The sequence below is a fragment of the Rhizobium sp. P40RR-XXII genome (genome assembly GCF_012641405.1).
Taxonomy (GTDB): Bacteria; Pseudomonadota; Alphaproteobacteria; order Rhizobiales; family Rhizobiaceae; genus Rhizobium.
In genome coordinates this window covers 1-14188 of record NZ_JABAII010000025.1, presented here as the reverse complement: position 1 = coordinate 14188, position 14188 = coordinate 1, and the positions used below count along the sequence as shown (strand labels likewise).

The 14188-nt window shown below is 59.7% G+C and carries 11 protein-coding genes; 9 read left to right on the top strand and 2 right to left on the bottom strand.

What is annotated here, in order from left to right:
- The 8 genes from nuoN to HGP16_RS30535 all read left to right on the top strand — a co-directional run bounded on the left by nuoN (window position 1) and on the right by HGP16_RS30535 (window position 8900).
- Entirely contained in the window at window positions 1-1443 is a 1443-nt protein-coding gene (nuoN, locus tag HGP16_RS30570; RefSeq protein WP_168843705.1) for an NADH-quinone oxidoreductase subunit NuoN, read from the top strand.
- Window positions 1443-2207 carry a biotin--[acetyl-CoA-carboxylase] ligase gene (locus tag HGP16_RS30565; protein WP_168843704.1) on the top strand — a complete coding sequence of 255 codons (765 nt, stop codon included), beginning with the start codon at window positions 1443-1445 and terminating at the stop codon, window positions 2205-2207. The genes nuoN and HGP16_RS30565 overlap by 1 nt, the downstream gene beginning before the upstream one ends.
- A 14-nt stretch (window positions 2208-2221) precedes the next feature.
- Window positions 2222-3895 (top strand): ribonuclease J, encoded by a 1674-nt coding sequence (locus tag HGP16_RS30560; RefSeq protein WP_168843703.1) that lies wholly within the window; start codon window positions 2222-2224, stop codon window positions 3893-3895.
- A 30-nt stretch (window positions 3896-3925) separates the two neighbouring features.
- The gene (gene mce, locus HGP16_RS30555) at window positions 3926-4330 is read left to right on the top strand and encodes a methylmalonyl-CoA epimerase (RefSeq protein WP_168843702.1); all 405 of its coding nucleotides are present in this window, start codon (window positions 3926-3928) and stop codon (window positions 4328-4330) included.
- Window positions 4331-4531: 201 nt separating this feature from the next.
- Window positions 4532-4807, top strand: a complete 276-nt coding sequence (locus HGP16_RS30550; protein ID WP_168843701.1) for a DUF1467 family protein — start codon at window positions 4532-4534, stop codon at window positions 4805-4807.
- A 624-nt stretch (window positions 4808-5431) separates the two neighbouring features.
- Window positions 5432-6754: a proline--tRNA ligase gene (proS, locus tag HGP16_RS30545; protein WP_168843700.1), complete on the top strand. Its 1323-nt coding sequence runs from the start codon at window positions 5432-5434 to the stop codon at window positions 6752-6754.
- A 137-nt stretch (window positions 6755-6891) separates the two neighbouring features.
- Complete coding sequence (locus HGP16_RS30540; RefSeq protein WP_168843699.1) at window positions 6892-8202, top strand: lipoprotein-releasing ABC transporter permease subunit; 1311 nt, start codon at window positions 6892-6894, stop codon at window positions 8200-8202.
- Between the two features lie 14 nt (window positions 8203-8216).
- The gene (locus HGP16_RS30535) at window positions 8217-8900 is read left to right on the top strand and encodes an ABC transporter ATP-binding protein (protein WP_168843698.1); all 684 of its coding nucleotides are present in this window, start codon (window positions 8217-8219) and stop codon (window positions 8898-8900) included.
- Between the two features lie 108 nt (window positions 8901-9008).
- Here HGP16_RS30535 and HGP16_RS30530 read toward each other — a convergent pair whose 3' ends face one another.
- Both HGP16_RS30530 and HGP16_RS30525 read right to left on the bottom strand, forming a co-directional pair.
- Window positions 9009-9476: a DUF5680 domain-containing protein gene (locus tag HGP16_RS30530; protein ID WP_168843697.1), complete on the bottom strand. Its 468-nt coding sequence runs from the start codon at window positions 9474-9476 to the stop codon at window positions 9009-9011.
- A gap of 78 nt (window positions 9477-9554) precedes the next feature.
- A complete protein-coding gene (locus tag HGP16_RS30525; RefSeq protein ID WP_168843696.1) occupies window positions 9555-10148 on the bottom strand; it encodes a hypothetical protein in 594 nt (197 codons plus the stop codon).
- A gap of 356 nt (window positions 10149-10504) precedes the next feature.
- Between HGP16_RS30525 and dnaE the strand changes: the two genes are divergently transcribed.
- Window positions 10505-13999, top strand: a complete 3495-nt coding sequence (gene dnaE / locus HGP16_RS30520; RefSeq protein WP_168843695.1) for a DNA polymerase III subunit alpha — start codon at window positions 10505-10507, stop codon at window positions 13997-13999.
- The last annotated feature ends 189 nt before the right edge of the window (window positions 14000-14188 follow it).

Sequence of the window (14188 nt, the reverse complement as noted above, 5' to 3'; positions counted from 1 at the left end):
ATGACTGCTGACACAATTCTTGCAAGCCTGCATCTTTCCATTCCGGAGCTTATCCTCGCGGTCGGTGCGCTTGCGCTGCTCATGATCGGCGTCTTCTCGGGCGAACGGTCGGGACCCATGGTCACCGGTCTTGCCATCGCGCTTCTCGCGGTGGCCGGTCTCTGGATCATCTTCGTGCCGGGTGAGGGGCTGGCCTATGGCGGCGCCTATCTCGCCGACGGCTTCTCCCGCTTCATGAAGATCGTAGCGCTGGTCGGTTCGATCGTCGCCATGTTCATGAGCATGGGGCATGCGCGCGAGCAACAGCTCGATCGCTTCGAGTTCCCGGTTCTGCTTGTGCTCGCGACCCTCGGCATCCTGCTGATGATCTCGGCGCACGACCTGATCTCGCTCTATTTGTCGCTGGAACTGCAGTCGCTGGCGCTTTACGTCGTCGCCGCCATCAACCGCGATAGCGTCAAGTCGACTGAAGCCGGCCTGAAGTACTTTGTCCTTGGCGCGCTGTCTTCCGGTATGCTGCTGTACGGCATGTCGCTGGTCTACGGCTTCACCGGCCACACGACCTTCGACGCCATCGCGACGGCGCTCAACGCCGAGACCCGTTCGCTCGGCCTCGTCTTCGGTCTGGTCTTCGTGCTTGCCGGTCTGGCGTTCAAGATCTCCGCCGTGCCGTTCCACATGTGGACGCCCGATGTCTATGAAGGTGCGCCGACCCCGGTCACCGCCTTCTTCGCGGCGGCACCCAAGGTTGCCGCCATGGCGATCCTGACGCGCATCGTCGTCACCGCCTTCCATCCGGTGCTTGCCGACTGGCAGCAGATCATCGTGTTCATCTCGATCGCCTCGATGCTGCTCGGCGCCTTCGCCGCGATCGGCCAGCGCAATTTCAAGCGACTGATGGCCTACTCTTCGATCGGCCACATGGGCTATGCGCTCGTCGGCCTCGCCGCCGGCACAAAGACTGGCGTCTCCGGCGTCATGCTATATATGGTCATCTACATGGTCATGACGCTCGGCTCCTTCGCCATCATCATGGCGATGCGCCGCAAGGATGGCCGTCAGGTCGAGAACGTCGACGATCTCGCCGGCCTTTCCACGACTAATCCCTTTATGGCGGTCGTGCTGACGGCGCTGATGTTCTCGCTGGCCGGCATTCCGCCGCTCGCCGGCTTCTTCGGAAAGTATTTCGTCTTCGTCGCGGCCATCCAGGCGCATCTCTATGCACTCGCCATTATCGGCGTGCTGGCCTCCGTCGTCGGCGCTTACTACTACCTGCGCGTCATCAAGGTGATGTGGTTCGATGAGGCCACGGACGAGTTCACGCGCACCGCCGGCTCGCTGCGCCTCGTCTTCGGTCTTTCCGGCCTGTTCGTCATCACCTATGTCTTCTTCGGCGGCGTAATCGGCGGGGCTGCCGATCTGGCCGCCGCGACGCTGTTTTGATGGCGTCTGACATGAACAGCCGGAAGTCGCTCGCCGACTTCCGGCATGATGCCCTTCAAGAGACTTCGTCCACAAACAGCGTGTGCCTCGAACGTGCGCGCGCAGGCGACCCCGGGAACCTTTGGGTAACCGCCGAGCGCCAGACGGGCGGCCGCGGCCGCCGCGGGCGCCCCTGGGTGTCGGAACCGGGCAATCTTTATGCATCTCTCCTTCTGGTCGATCCCGCTCCCATGGACCGCCTCGGCTCCCTGCCACTCGCGGTCGCGGTCGCCGTGCATCAGGCCGTTCGTAGCGTGCTGCCGTTGGCTGCCGAGCCAGTCGAGATCAAGTGGCCGAACGATATCCTGATCGGCCGCAAGAAGACCTGCGGTATCCTGATCGAAGGCGAGGCCTTGCCCGACGGCCGTTACGCGCTCGTCATCGGCATCGGCATCAATATCGCTGTAATGCCTGAAAATCCGATGTATCCCGTCACCTGCCTCAGGCAGCAGGGCTCGATAGTTTCGCCGGAGGAATTGTTTGCCCATCTTTATGCCGCTATGTCCGAAGCGCTCGATGTCTGGAACCGCGGCAAGGGCATTCGCGAGATCACCGCGCGCTGGCGCGAAGTCGCATGCGGGATCGGGGAAAAGATCACGGTAAACTTGCCGGATCGCTCGATTTCGGGCCATTTCTCCGGAATCGATGATAATGGCTTGTTAATGCTCGAGACCGAGGACGGCAGGATCATGCCGATCGCCGCGGGCGACGTTTTTTTTAGATGATGGTTGGGGATCAGATGGCGAAGCAAGACGAATTGGTGTTTCTGCCTCTCGGCGGCGTCGGCGAGATCGGCATGAATCTCGCCCTCTACGGCTATGGTCCTGCGGAGCAACGCCAGTGGATCATGGTCGATTGCGGCGTGACGTTCCCTGGGCCGGATCTGCCTGGTGTCGACCTCGTCTTGCCGGATATCCGCTTCCTCGCCAAGGAACGCAAGAACCTCAAGGGCATCATCATCACCCATGCGCACGAGGATCACTACGGCGCGCTGAACGACCTTTGGCCGGGCCTTAATGTTCCGATCTATGCGTCCGCCTTCACCGCCGGGCTTCTCGAAGCCAAGCGCGACTATGAGAAGTCGATGGGCGAGATCCCCGTGACGCTCTTCAAGGCCGGCGATCGTATCAATGTCGGCCCCTTCGAGATCGAAGGCGTGGCCGTCAACCACTCAATCCCCGAGCCGATGTCGCTGATGATCCGCACGCCGCTCGGCAATGTCGTCCACACCGGCGACTGGAAGATCGATCATGAGCCTTCGCTCGGGCCGCTGACCGACGAGACCCGTTTCCGCCAGCTTGGCGAAGAGGGCGTGCTGGCACTGATGTGCGATTCCACCAACGCTCTGCGCGATGGTGTTTCGCCTTCGGAAAAGGATGTCTCCGAAAGCCTGCGCAAGATCATCGAAGACGCCGAGGGCAGGGTGGCGATCACGACTTTCTCATCGAACGTCGGGCGTATCCGCACCATTGCCGAGGCCGCCGAAGCCGCCGGCCGCGAAATACTGCTGCTCGGCAGTTCGCTGAAGCGTGTCGTCGATGTCGCCCGCGATATCGGCATCATGGAAGGCATCAAGCCCTTCATCGCCGAAGACGAATATGGCTATATCCCACGCGACAAGGTCGTGGTGATCCTGACCGGCAGCCAGGGCGAGCCGCGGGCCGCGCTTGCCAAACTTTCACGCGACGAAATGCGCAATGTCGCATTGGCATCAGGCGATATCGTCGTCTTCTCCTCGCGCGCCATTCCCGGCAACGAGAAGGCGATCCAGGACATCAAGAACGGCCTGATCGAACAGGGTGTGCATGTGGTGACGGACGCGGAAGCGCTCGTGCATGTCTCCGGCCACCCCAGGCGCAACGAATTGCAGAAGATGTATGAATGGACGCGCCCGAAGGTCGTCATCCCCGTCCATGGCGAGGCGACGCATCTGACCGCGCATAAGGAGCTGGCTGAGCAAAGCGGCATTGCCACCGTGCCCCGCGTGCGCAACGGCGATGTCGTGCGTCTTGCGCCGGGTCCGGTCGAAGTGATCGGCGAGGCGCCGCATGGTCGCATTTTCAAAGACGGCATATTGATCGGCGATTTCGACGAGATGGGCATCGGCGAGCGCAAAAAGCTTTCCTATGTCGGCCATGTCGCCGTCAACGTCGTGCTCGATGCCCGTTATGATATCGTCGGCGATCCCGATCTCGTGTCGATCGGCCTGCCTGCCTATGATGACGAAGGCGAGGAGATGGAGGATACGCTCTTCGACGCCATCGTCAGTGCCATCGAGAGCATTCCCCGTGCTCGCCGCAAGGATCTGGGCATGATGCAAGAGGCCACGCGTCGTGCGGTGCGTGCTGCCGCCAATCAAGGTTGGGGGAAGAAGCCTCTCGTGACCGTGTTCATCACACGCACCGGCGGCTGAGTCTCGCGGGCTGATCGGGGAGGAGGTATCATGCTTGGACGCATCAATCATGTCGCGCTCGCCGTTCCGGATATAGAAAAGGCTTCCAAAGCCTATCGTGATATGCTGGGCGCGACGGTGTCTGCGCCGCAGGCACTGCCGGAGCACGGGGTGACCGTCGTTTTCGTCGAGTTGCCGAACAGCAAGGTCGAATTGCTGGAACCGCTGGGCGAGGCCTCGCCGATTGCCGCTTTTCTTGCGAAGAGCCCCGATGGCGGCATGCATCACATCTGCTACGAGGTTGGCGATATTCTGGCGGCTCGCGATCGGCTGATTGCCCAGGGCGCGCGCGTGCTCGGCAATGGTGAGCCGAAAATCGGTGCGCATGGCAAGCCGGTACTCTTCCTGCATCCGAAGGATTTCTTCGGCACGCTCATTGAGCTTGAGCAGGTGTGACATTACAGCGCCGCGCGTCGGATGCGACGCGTTGAACGCCCTGTAATGCCATAAATTTGCTGCATAATTTTTCCTTAAACCAATCCGAAGCTAAGGAACTATGCAGTAAAACCCCGATCGGCGCTTTGAAAGACGATTGCTTTGCCCCTATAAGCAGCTTGGAAGAGGAGGAGACGAGTAAGTCGTCTCGAAGGGAGTACAATGGCCCAGCAGATCGTCGCCAGTTTCGCCATTTATTTCGTCATCTGGTGGATTACGCTTTTCGCCGTCCTGCCGTTTGGCCTGCGCACCCAGGCCGAGGACGAGCATGTAGTTCTCGGTACTGTCGAAAGCGCGCCGACGAAATTTCGTGCCTGGCGGGTAGTTCTCGTCACGACACTGGTGTCGGCTCTCATCTATGGCGCCTGGTATGTTGCCTCGCATTACTTCGGGGTGAGTATAGATTCCATTCCCCAGATTGTTCCAAGCTATAAGTGATCTATAGAAATAGTAGAGTAAAAGTTGCGCCGAGACGGGCGCCCTGCAATCGCCATCAATTCGTCACACGCCTGTCATGTGGGGGGAGCAAAGAGGTTCGGCTCGCGCTTGTGGCATCTCGGCTGAAGGCCGGTAAAACCTTCGTCGCGAGCGGGCACCGTCGATAGAAGATCGGGCCGAGAAAGCAAAAAAAAACAAGGCTATAAGCCTTGTTTTAAAGTATCGCGTGATCCTTATCCGTTACCGGGGCAGCGAACGAGCGCGCCTAAGATCTGATCCTCCCAAGACTTGACCGCGAAACGACAAGAATTTAGCCTTCCTGCCTCTTTTGTGAGCTAAAATTAGCTCAAAGATTGAGCTTTGTCATCCTTTTTTTTGCTTTTTTGCTACAGTCGCGCAGAATTTTTCTGTTGACAGATTTCCGTCGTAAATCCTTATAAACGTGCGCTTTTTCGAAACATCGGAAATTGGCTGTATCGCCTGTATTTCCGGGCGTTTGCCAAATTCTTCTATTGCGAATGCGGGTTTCCTTCCAACGCCGAAGCAGTTATGAACTGCCTCCAGTACATAATTTGCTAACGATTCCGCGGGAAGCGGAACGTCAAACCATCTGGAACAAGCGTCATGCGTCTGTCTCGTTACTTCATGCCCATTCTGAAGGAAAACCCCAAGGAGGCTGAAATTGTTTCCCATCGGCTCATGCTGCGCACCGGCATGATCCGTCAGCAGTCGCAGGGCATCTATTCCTGGCTGCCATTGGGCAAGCGCGTGCTGGACAAGGTCAACAAGATCATCCGCGAGGAGCAGAACCGTGCCGGCGCCATCGAGCTGTCGATGCCGACGCTGCAATCCGCCGAGCTTTGGCAGGAAAGCGGCCGCTACGACGCTTACGGCAAGGAGATGCTGCGCATCAAGGATCGGCAGGACCGTCCGATGCTCTACGGCCCGACCAACGAGGAGATGATCACCGACATCTTCCGGTCCTCCGTCAAGTCCTACAAGGACCTGCCGCTGAACCTCTATCATATACAGCTGAAGTTCCGTGACGAAATCCGCCCACGTTTCGGCACGATGCGCTCGCGCGAATTCATGATGAAGGATGCCTATTCCTTCGATCTGACGCTGGAAGGCGCGGTTCACGCGTATAACAAGATGTTCGCCGCCTATCTGCGCACCTTCAATCGCCTCGGTCTCAGGGCGATCCCGATGCGCGCCGATACCGGCCCGATCGGCGGCAATCTCAGCCACGAATTCATCATTCTCGCCGACACCGGCGAGTCTGAAGTCTTCTGCCACAAGGATTTCGTCAATTTCGACATTCCCGGCGAAGATACGAATTTCGATGATGTTGCCGGCCTCAAGGGCATCTTCGACAAGTGGACCTCGCTTTATGCGGCCACCTCCGAAATGCACGACGAAGCCGCCTTCAATGCCATTCCCGAAGGCGAGCGCCTCTCCGCGCGCGGCATCGAGGTCGGTCATATCTTCTATTTCGGCACGAAATATTCCGAGCCGATGGGGGCAAAGGTGCAGGGTCCGGACGGCAAGGAACATGCTGTCCACATGGGATCTTACGGTATCGGCCCGACCCGCCTTGTTCCCGCCATCATCGAAGCATCGCATGATGAGAACGGAATCATCTGGCCGGATTCGGTCGCGCCGTTCGATGTCGTGGTGATCAACATGAAGGCCGGCGATCAAGCTTGTGATGACGCTTGCGAAACGGTCTATGCCGCGCTGTCGAAGGCCGGCAGCGACGTGCTCTACGACGATCGCGACGAGCGCGCCGGAACGAAGTTCGCGACGGCCGATCTGATCGGCGTGCCCGTGCAGATCATCGTCGGCCCGCGTTCGATCGCGAGCGGCGAAGTGGAAGTGAAGGACCGCAAGACCGGCGCTCGCGAGACGATGACGGTCGAGGCAGCGATCAAGCGGCTGGCCGACTGACTAGAGCATGATGCCGAAAAGTGTGTGCGGTTTTCGGACGACATCATGCTCTACTTCTCTGATTGTAGAGCCGGATGATTTCAGATCGGATCGACCTAAAATCATCCGGCTCTAGCGACAAATAGGATGGAAGGCGAATGGCGGTGAGCGCGGCAGTGGAACAGCAGGAAAATTCGTTCAAGGCCGGCCCATCGTCTCGACCGTTTTCCGGTTTCGAACGGCTCGTCGCCTGGCGCTATCTGCGCTCCCGGCGCAAGGAAGCCTCGATTTCGGTCATTGCCGGCTTCTCGCTGGTCGGCATCATGCTGGGCGTCGCGGCACTGATCATCGTCATGGCCGTCATGAACGGTTTCCGTGCAGAACTCTTCAAGCAGATTCTCGGCTTCAACGGCCATGTCGTTGTGCAGCCCATCGATTCGCCGCTGAATGATTATGCCGAGCTGGCAAAGAAGTTTTCCGTCGTACCCGGCGTCACCATGGCCCTGCCGCTCGTCGAGGGGGAGACGCTTGCTTCCGGACGCGGTGGCTCCGGCACCGGCGCCCTGGTGCGCGGCATCCGCGCGGAGGATCTGACGAAGCTCAAATCCGTTTCCGATCACATCGTTTCCGGTGACATGGTCGGCTTCGCGTCCGGGCAGGGCGTGCTGGTCGGCAGCCGTCTCGCGCGGCAATTGGGTCTGACGGTCGGCGACCAGATCACGCTGACGGCGCCGGACGGCGATGTCACACCCTTCGGCGTCAATCCACGTGTCAAGGCATACACGATCGCGGGTATCTTCGAAGTCGGCATGTCGGAATATGATTCCTCCGTCGTCTTCATGCCGCTGGAGGAGGCGCAGGTCTTTTTCAACGCGGAAGGCATCGTCGAGAAGATCGAGCTCTTCATCGCCAATCCCGATGATGTCGATCAGTTGCGGCCAAAGATCGAGGAAGCGGCTGGGCGGCAAATCTTCTTGACCGACTGGCGGCAGGTCAACGCTACCTTCTTCTCGGCGTTGCAGGTCGAGCGCAATACCATGTTCATGATCCTGACGCTGATTGTCCTCGTCGCAGCCCTGAACATCATTTCCGGCCTGATCATGCTTGTGAAGGATAAGGGCAGCGATATCGCCATCCTGCGCACCATGGGTGCGACGTCCGGCGCCATCATGCGCATCTTTTTCATGACGGGCGCGGCCATCGGTGTCGTCGGTACGCTTGCGGGTGTGATCCTCGGCGTTGTGGTTTGCCTGAACATCGAGTCCATCCGTCAGTTCTTCTCCTGGATTTCGGGCACCGTGATCTTCAACCCGGAAGTCTATTTCCTCAGCAAATTGCCGGCCCAGATGAATCTCGGCGAGACCGTCTCGGTTGTGGTGATGGCGCTCACGCTTTCCTTCCTTGCTACGATCTTTCCGGCCTGGCGTGCCTCTCGGCTCGATCCGGTGCAGGCGCTGCGCTACGAATAAGGAATCCGCATTTGATGAAAGGCAACGTCGTTCTCCAGCTTTCGGGCGTGGAGCGTCATTACGGGCAGGGTGAGACGCGGCTGTCGATCCTGAAGGGGGCCGATTTCGCCTTGCGCAGCGGCGAGATCGTCGCGCTGGTTGCCCCTTCGGGCACGGGCAAATCGACGCTGCTGCATGTCGCCGGCCTGCTTGAGCACCCGGATGGCGGTGAGGTGGTCGTCAATGGCCAGGCTTGTGAAGCCTTGTCCGACGACAAGCGCACGGCCGTACGCCGCGGTGAGATCGGCTTCGTCTATCAGTTCCATCACCTCTTACCCGAATTCTCGGCGCTCGAGAACATCATGATGCCTCAGCTCATTTCCGGGCTTTCGCGCAAGGATGCGAGCGAGCGTGCCGCCCAGCTCCTCGACTACATGCGCATCGGTCACCGCGCCGATCACCGCCCGGCCGAGCTGTCCGGTGGCGAGCAGCAGCGTGTCGCGATCGCCCGCGCCGTCGCCAACGCGCCGCTGGTGCTGCTGGCGGATGAGCCCACCGGCAACCTTGATCCGGCGACCGCGCATTATGTCTTCGATGCATTGGAAGCGCTGGTGCGCCAATCGGGCCTCGCGGCCCTGATCGCCACGCACAATCACGAACTCGCTGCCCGTATGGATCGGCGCGTCACGCTGAGCGAAGGCAAGGTGGTCGAGGTCTGATCGCTCGTTGGAGCAATTCCAGGAAAAGTGCAGAGCGGTTTTCCGTCCGGAGTTGCGTAAAACAATGAGATAGAGCGGCTCAGCGATTCCGTGAAAAGCCGAACCGCTCTAAGGGACGATCAGGCCGCCGCGATAGTCCAGCTCATAAGCCTTGCGCTCCCCGACCATGATCGCCTCATGGCCGATGAAATGGTCGCAGCTGCCAGTGCTGCGATCGATATAGCGACCAAATGCGTGCTCGAATACGAAGCCGCCGAGAAAGCGCTTTTCATCCAGATAAAGACGCAGCAGCGCCGCTTTGATCACCATGCCGGCGCGTCTGCCGTCGATCAGATCAGGCTCGACGATATGGCCGAAATAATTCATGGCCCAGACTGGCTCCTCGTCATGCCAGACCAGTTCCTGTCCGGCGAAATCCGTGCCGCCGAAATAGCTGTCGAGATAGCGCCAGCGGCCGCTTGCGTAGCCGATGTCATGCGAGCCGCTACGGCAGGACGGCAGCCTCTCGCCATCGCCGACATAGGTCTCCGCCTTGGCGATGACAATAAAATCGTTCAGCTCGGCAAGATCCGGCATGACCCTCTCCATTTTGGTGAGCGGGCACGATGCCATTTATCGCGCAGCTTGTAAAGAACAAATAGAGAACAGACTTGATTAATGGCCGTTTTCGCAGGCCTTCTGGCCGAAATCATCCTGCCAGTCCTGAATGCTGACGGTCCTTGCTTCGGCCTTCAGCGTCTTCCCGTCTTTCGTCACCTTGCCGGTCAATACGTTATAGTCACAGCTGTGACTGTTGTCCGGTTCGAGCGTATCGAAGGAGTCGTAGGTATAGCCGGCCACGACGAAGTTGTTGCTGCGATAGGCAAGCGTCAGCGTCTGTTGCCAGCGATCACGCCCGATGGCGTCGTTCTGCGAGACGATCGCGATCGAACCGTTCGGCAAGGCTGAGATCGAGGGCTCCTGGCCGACGGTGCCGCCGGGCTCGACGCTGCCCCATATCTTGTTCGGGGCGCTTGCGGCGAGCTTCAGCAGGGAGTGTTCGTCGTCGCGCAGGTAGATATCGATGCCGATCTGATTGTCGGCCTGATCGCCCGAGGCGGGCGCCATCAGAAGGGCAAGATCCGGCTTGCCGTCCTCGTTCCAGTCACCGATCGCGGCATCGATGATGCGGCTGGTAGCGGCGGCGTCTTCGGCGCGGGCCGCGCCTGCAAGAGAAAGCAAAATGAGAACGCAGGCAAGTGATCTCATCGTGGTCTCCCTGTTCGCATCTCAATAGCGCCGGGCTCTTCCGGCGTCTATCGGAGAACGAAAAAGTCGCATGATGAAATTTATTGATGCTCCTATTGACTCTCGAACAAAAATAGAACAAAAAGAAAACATAACGAGTAAGGAGCGCGTAAATGACCGATATCATTCGAGACGTTGCAGCATTCACCTCCATCGTCATGTTCGTTGCCAGCTTTTCCCTCATCATGATGGCGATGTAAGTTTTATCCCTCATATGCACATGCTGTTCCCATATTTGATGGGGACAACTTCTGGACTTTACGATCCGCAATGCCGAAAATGCTACCGATTCATTTGGGCATGCGGAAGGGTTTGAGATGGCGGATATGGGTGACAGCGGCGCAGCAGCGCCGGTCGGCGAAATGCCGGAATTCGTGCACCTCAGGGTTCATTCCGCCTATTCCCTGCTAGAGGGCGCACTGCCGCTCAAGAAGATATTGGCCAAGGCTGCCAGCGACAGCCAACCGGCCATCGCCATCACCGATACCAACAATCTCTTTGTTGCCCTCGAATTCTCGCAGAAGGCGATGGACGAAGGTCTGCAGCCGATCATCGGCTGCCAGGTATCGATCGACATGGAAGATGGCGGCGAGGGCGAGAGGCGAGGGCCGCAGCAGGCGCTCGCCAAGCTGCCGTCCATCGTGCTGCTTGCCGCCACGGAGCGGGGCTATGAGCGGCTCGTCGATCTCGTTAGCCGCGCCTATCTCGGCGGCGAAGGCAACAGCGCTGTTCACATCACCAGTTCATGGCTGGATGAGATCGGCACGGAAGGCATCATCGCGCTCACCGGCTCGTTGAGCGGGCCGATCGATATGGCGCTGAAGGAGGGACATGCCGCGCAGGCGCTCTCCCGTCTGCTGACCCTGAAGCGGCTGTTCGGCGACCGGCTCTATCTCGAATTGCAGCGCCATGGCACCTATGATCGCCGCCACGAGCAGAAGATGATCGCGCTCGCCTACGAACATGGGATTCCGCTGGTTGCGACCAACGAAGCCTTTTTCCCGACGCGTGACGATTACGATGCACATGACGCGCTGATGGCAGTGGCTCATAACGCCATCGTCTCGGACGATACGCGGTTCCGCCTGACGCCGGACCATTATCTCAAGAGCCGCGCCGACATGGCGAAGCTTTTCGCCAATCTTCCGGAGGCGCTGGAGAATACGGTCGAGATCGCCCGCCGCTGCTCCTTCATCCTGAATACGCGCAAGCCGATCCTGCCGCGTTTCACCGGCGCTACCGATGATGCGGAGGAGGCCGAGCGCGCCGAGTCGGCGGAACTGCGCGCCCAGGCGGTCGAGGGGCTCGACCAGCGTCTCGCCTCTCTCGGCATGGCGCCGGGCTACGAGGAGAAAGAATATCGCGAGCGGCTGGAATTCGAACTCAGCGTCATCGAGCGCATGAAGTTCCCTGGCTACTTCCTGATCGTTGCCGACTTCATCAAATGGGCCAAGCGCCATGATATCCCGGTCGGCCCTGGCCGTGGTTCAGGCGCGGGCTCGCTGGTCGCCTATGCGCTGACGATCACCGACGTCGATCCGCTGCGCTTCTCGCTGCTGTTCGAGCGCTTCCTCAATCCGGAACGCGTCTCGATGCCGGACTTCGATATCGACTTCTGCCAGGACCGGCGCGAAGAGGTGATCCGCTACGTGCAGGCCAAATATGGCCGCGAGCAGGTGGCGCAGATCATCACCTTCGGTTCTCTGCAAGCGCGCGCCGCGCTTCGCGACGTCGGCCGCGTGTTGGAAATGCCCTATGGCCAGGTCGACAAGATCTGCAAGCTCGTGCCGAACAATCCTGCCAATCCGACGCCGCTCAGCAAGGCGATCGAGGAGGAGCCGCGCCTGCAGGAGGAGGCGGACAAGGAGCCGGTCGTCGCCCGCCTTCTCGACATCGCCCAGAAGATCGAAGGCCTCTATCGTCACGCCTCGACGCACGCCGCCGGTATCGTCATTGGCGACCGCCCGCTTTCGAAGCTGGTCCCGATGTATCGCGACCCGCGTTCCGACATGCCGGTCACGCAGTTCAACATGAAATGGGTGGAGCAGGCCGGCCTGGTGAAGTTCGACTTCCTTGGCCTCAAGACGCTGACAGTCCTGAAGACGGCCGTCGATTTCGTCGCCAAGCGCGGCATCTCGATCGATCTCGCCAGCATCCCGCTCGACGACAAGACGACCTACGACATGCTCTCGCGCGGCGAGACGGTCGGCGTGTTCCAGGTGGAAAGTGCGGGCATGCGCAAGGCGCTGATCGGCATGCGCCCGGACTGCATCGAGGACATCATCGCGCTGGTTGCGCTCTATCGTCCCGGCCCGATGGAGAACATCCCGGTCTATAACGCCCGCAAGCACGGCGAGGAGGAGATCGAATCGATCCACCCGAAGATCGATTACCTCCTGAAGGAGACGCAAGGGGTTATCGTCTACCAGGAGCAGGTGATGCAGGTCGCCCAGGTGCTCTCTGGCTATTCGCTCGGCGAAGCCGATCTTCTGCGCCGCGCCATGGGCAAGAAGATCAAGGCGGAGATGGACCAGCAGCGTGAGCGCTTCGTCGATGGCGCCATCAAGAACGGCGTGTCGAAGGGGCAGGCCGATGTCATTTTCGATCTGCTCGCCAAGTTCGCCAATTACGGCTTCAACAAGTCGCACGCCGCCGCCTACGCCATCGTTTCTTACCAGACCGCCTATATGAAGGCGCATTATCCGGTGGAGTTCCTCGCAGCGTCGATGACGCTCGATATGTCCAACACCGAAAAGGTCAACGACTTCCGCCAGGATGCCAAGCGCTTGGGCATCGAGGTCATCGCGCCCTCGGTGCAGACCTCGTTCCGTCATTTCGAGACGGGTGACAACCGCATCTATTATGCGCTGGCCGCAATCAAGGGCGTCGGCGAATCCGCCGTGGACCATATCGTCGAAGTGCGCGGCGACCAGCCCTTTGCCGGTATCGAGGATTTCTGCCTGCGCATCGATCCCAAGCAGATCAACCGCCGCGTTCTGGAAAGCCTGATCTGCGCTGGCGCCTTCGACTGCTTCGAGATCGATCGCGCGCAGCTGATCGCGGGTCTGGACCGTGTCATGGGCTATGCCCAGGTGGCGCAGGAAAATAAGCGCAGCGGCCAGCACGACATGTTCGGAAGTGCTGCGTCAGGCCCGGAGAAGATCGTGTTCCCGACCTATACGCCCTGGCTCGCTTCGGAGCGGCTGTTGCGCGAATTCCAGGTGTTGGGCTTCTATCTGACGGCGCATCCGCTCGACACCTACAAGAGCGTGCTCGACAAGATGCGCGTGCAGCCCTTCGCCGATTTCTCGGCTGCGGTGAAACAGGGCGCCAGCAACGGGCGTTTGGCCGGCACGGTAATCTCCAAGCAGGAGCGCAAGACGCGCACCGGCAACAAGATGGGCATCTTCGTTTTCTCCGATGCGTCGGGACAGTTCGAAGCCGTGCTCTTCTCGGAGACGCTCAACCAATATCGCGATGTGCTCGAAGTCGGAAAATCCTTCGTCATCACAGCCCAGGCGGATGAGCGTCCGGAAGGTATCAGCCTGCGTCTGCAGACGGCGCAGTCGCTGGAGGAAAAGTCACTGCAGATGCAGAAGGCGCTGCGCGTCTATGTCCGTGATTCCGGACCGCTGAAGGCGGTTGCCGCGCATCTGAACGCCAGGGGCGACGGCCTCGTCTCCTTCATCGTCATCAAGGAGGAAGGGTTGCGCGAGGTCGAGGTGGCGCTGCCCGAGAAATATCGGATCACGCCGGAGATCGCGGCCGCCTTGCGCACGGCACCGGGCGTGATCGATGTGGAGCTGGTCTGAAGCAATTCCAGGAAAAGTGTATAGCGGTTTTCCGTCCGGAATTGCGTAAAAACAAAAAGGCTCTAGGAGGTGTGGACTCTTGGGTTTCCAAGGCTGAGCGAATCAGATTCAAGACTGTCTTTTGGAGGCAGTCATGGGTGTTTTGGATCGTCTGATCCTTCGGGACGAACAGTGGGCGCGGATAGCGCA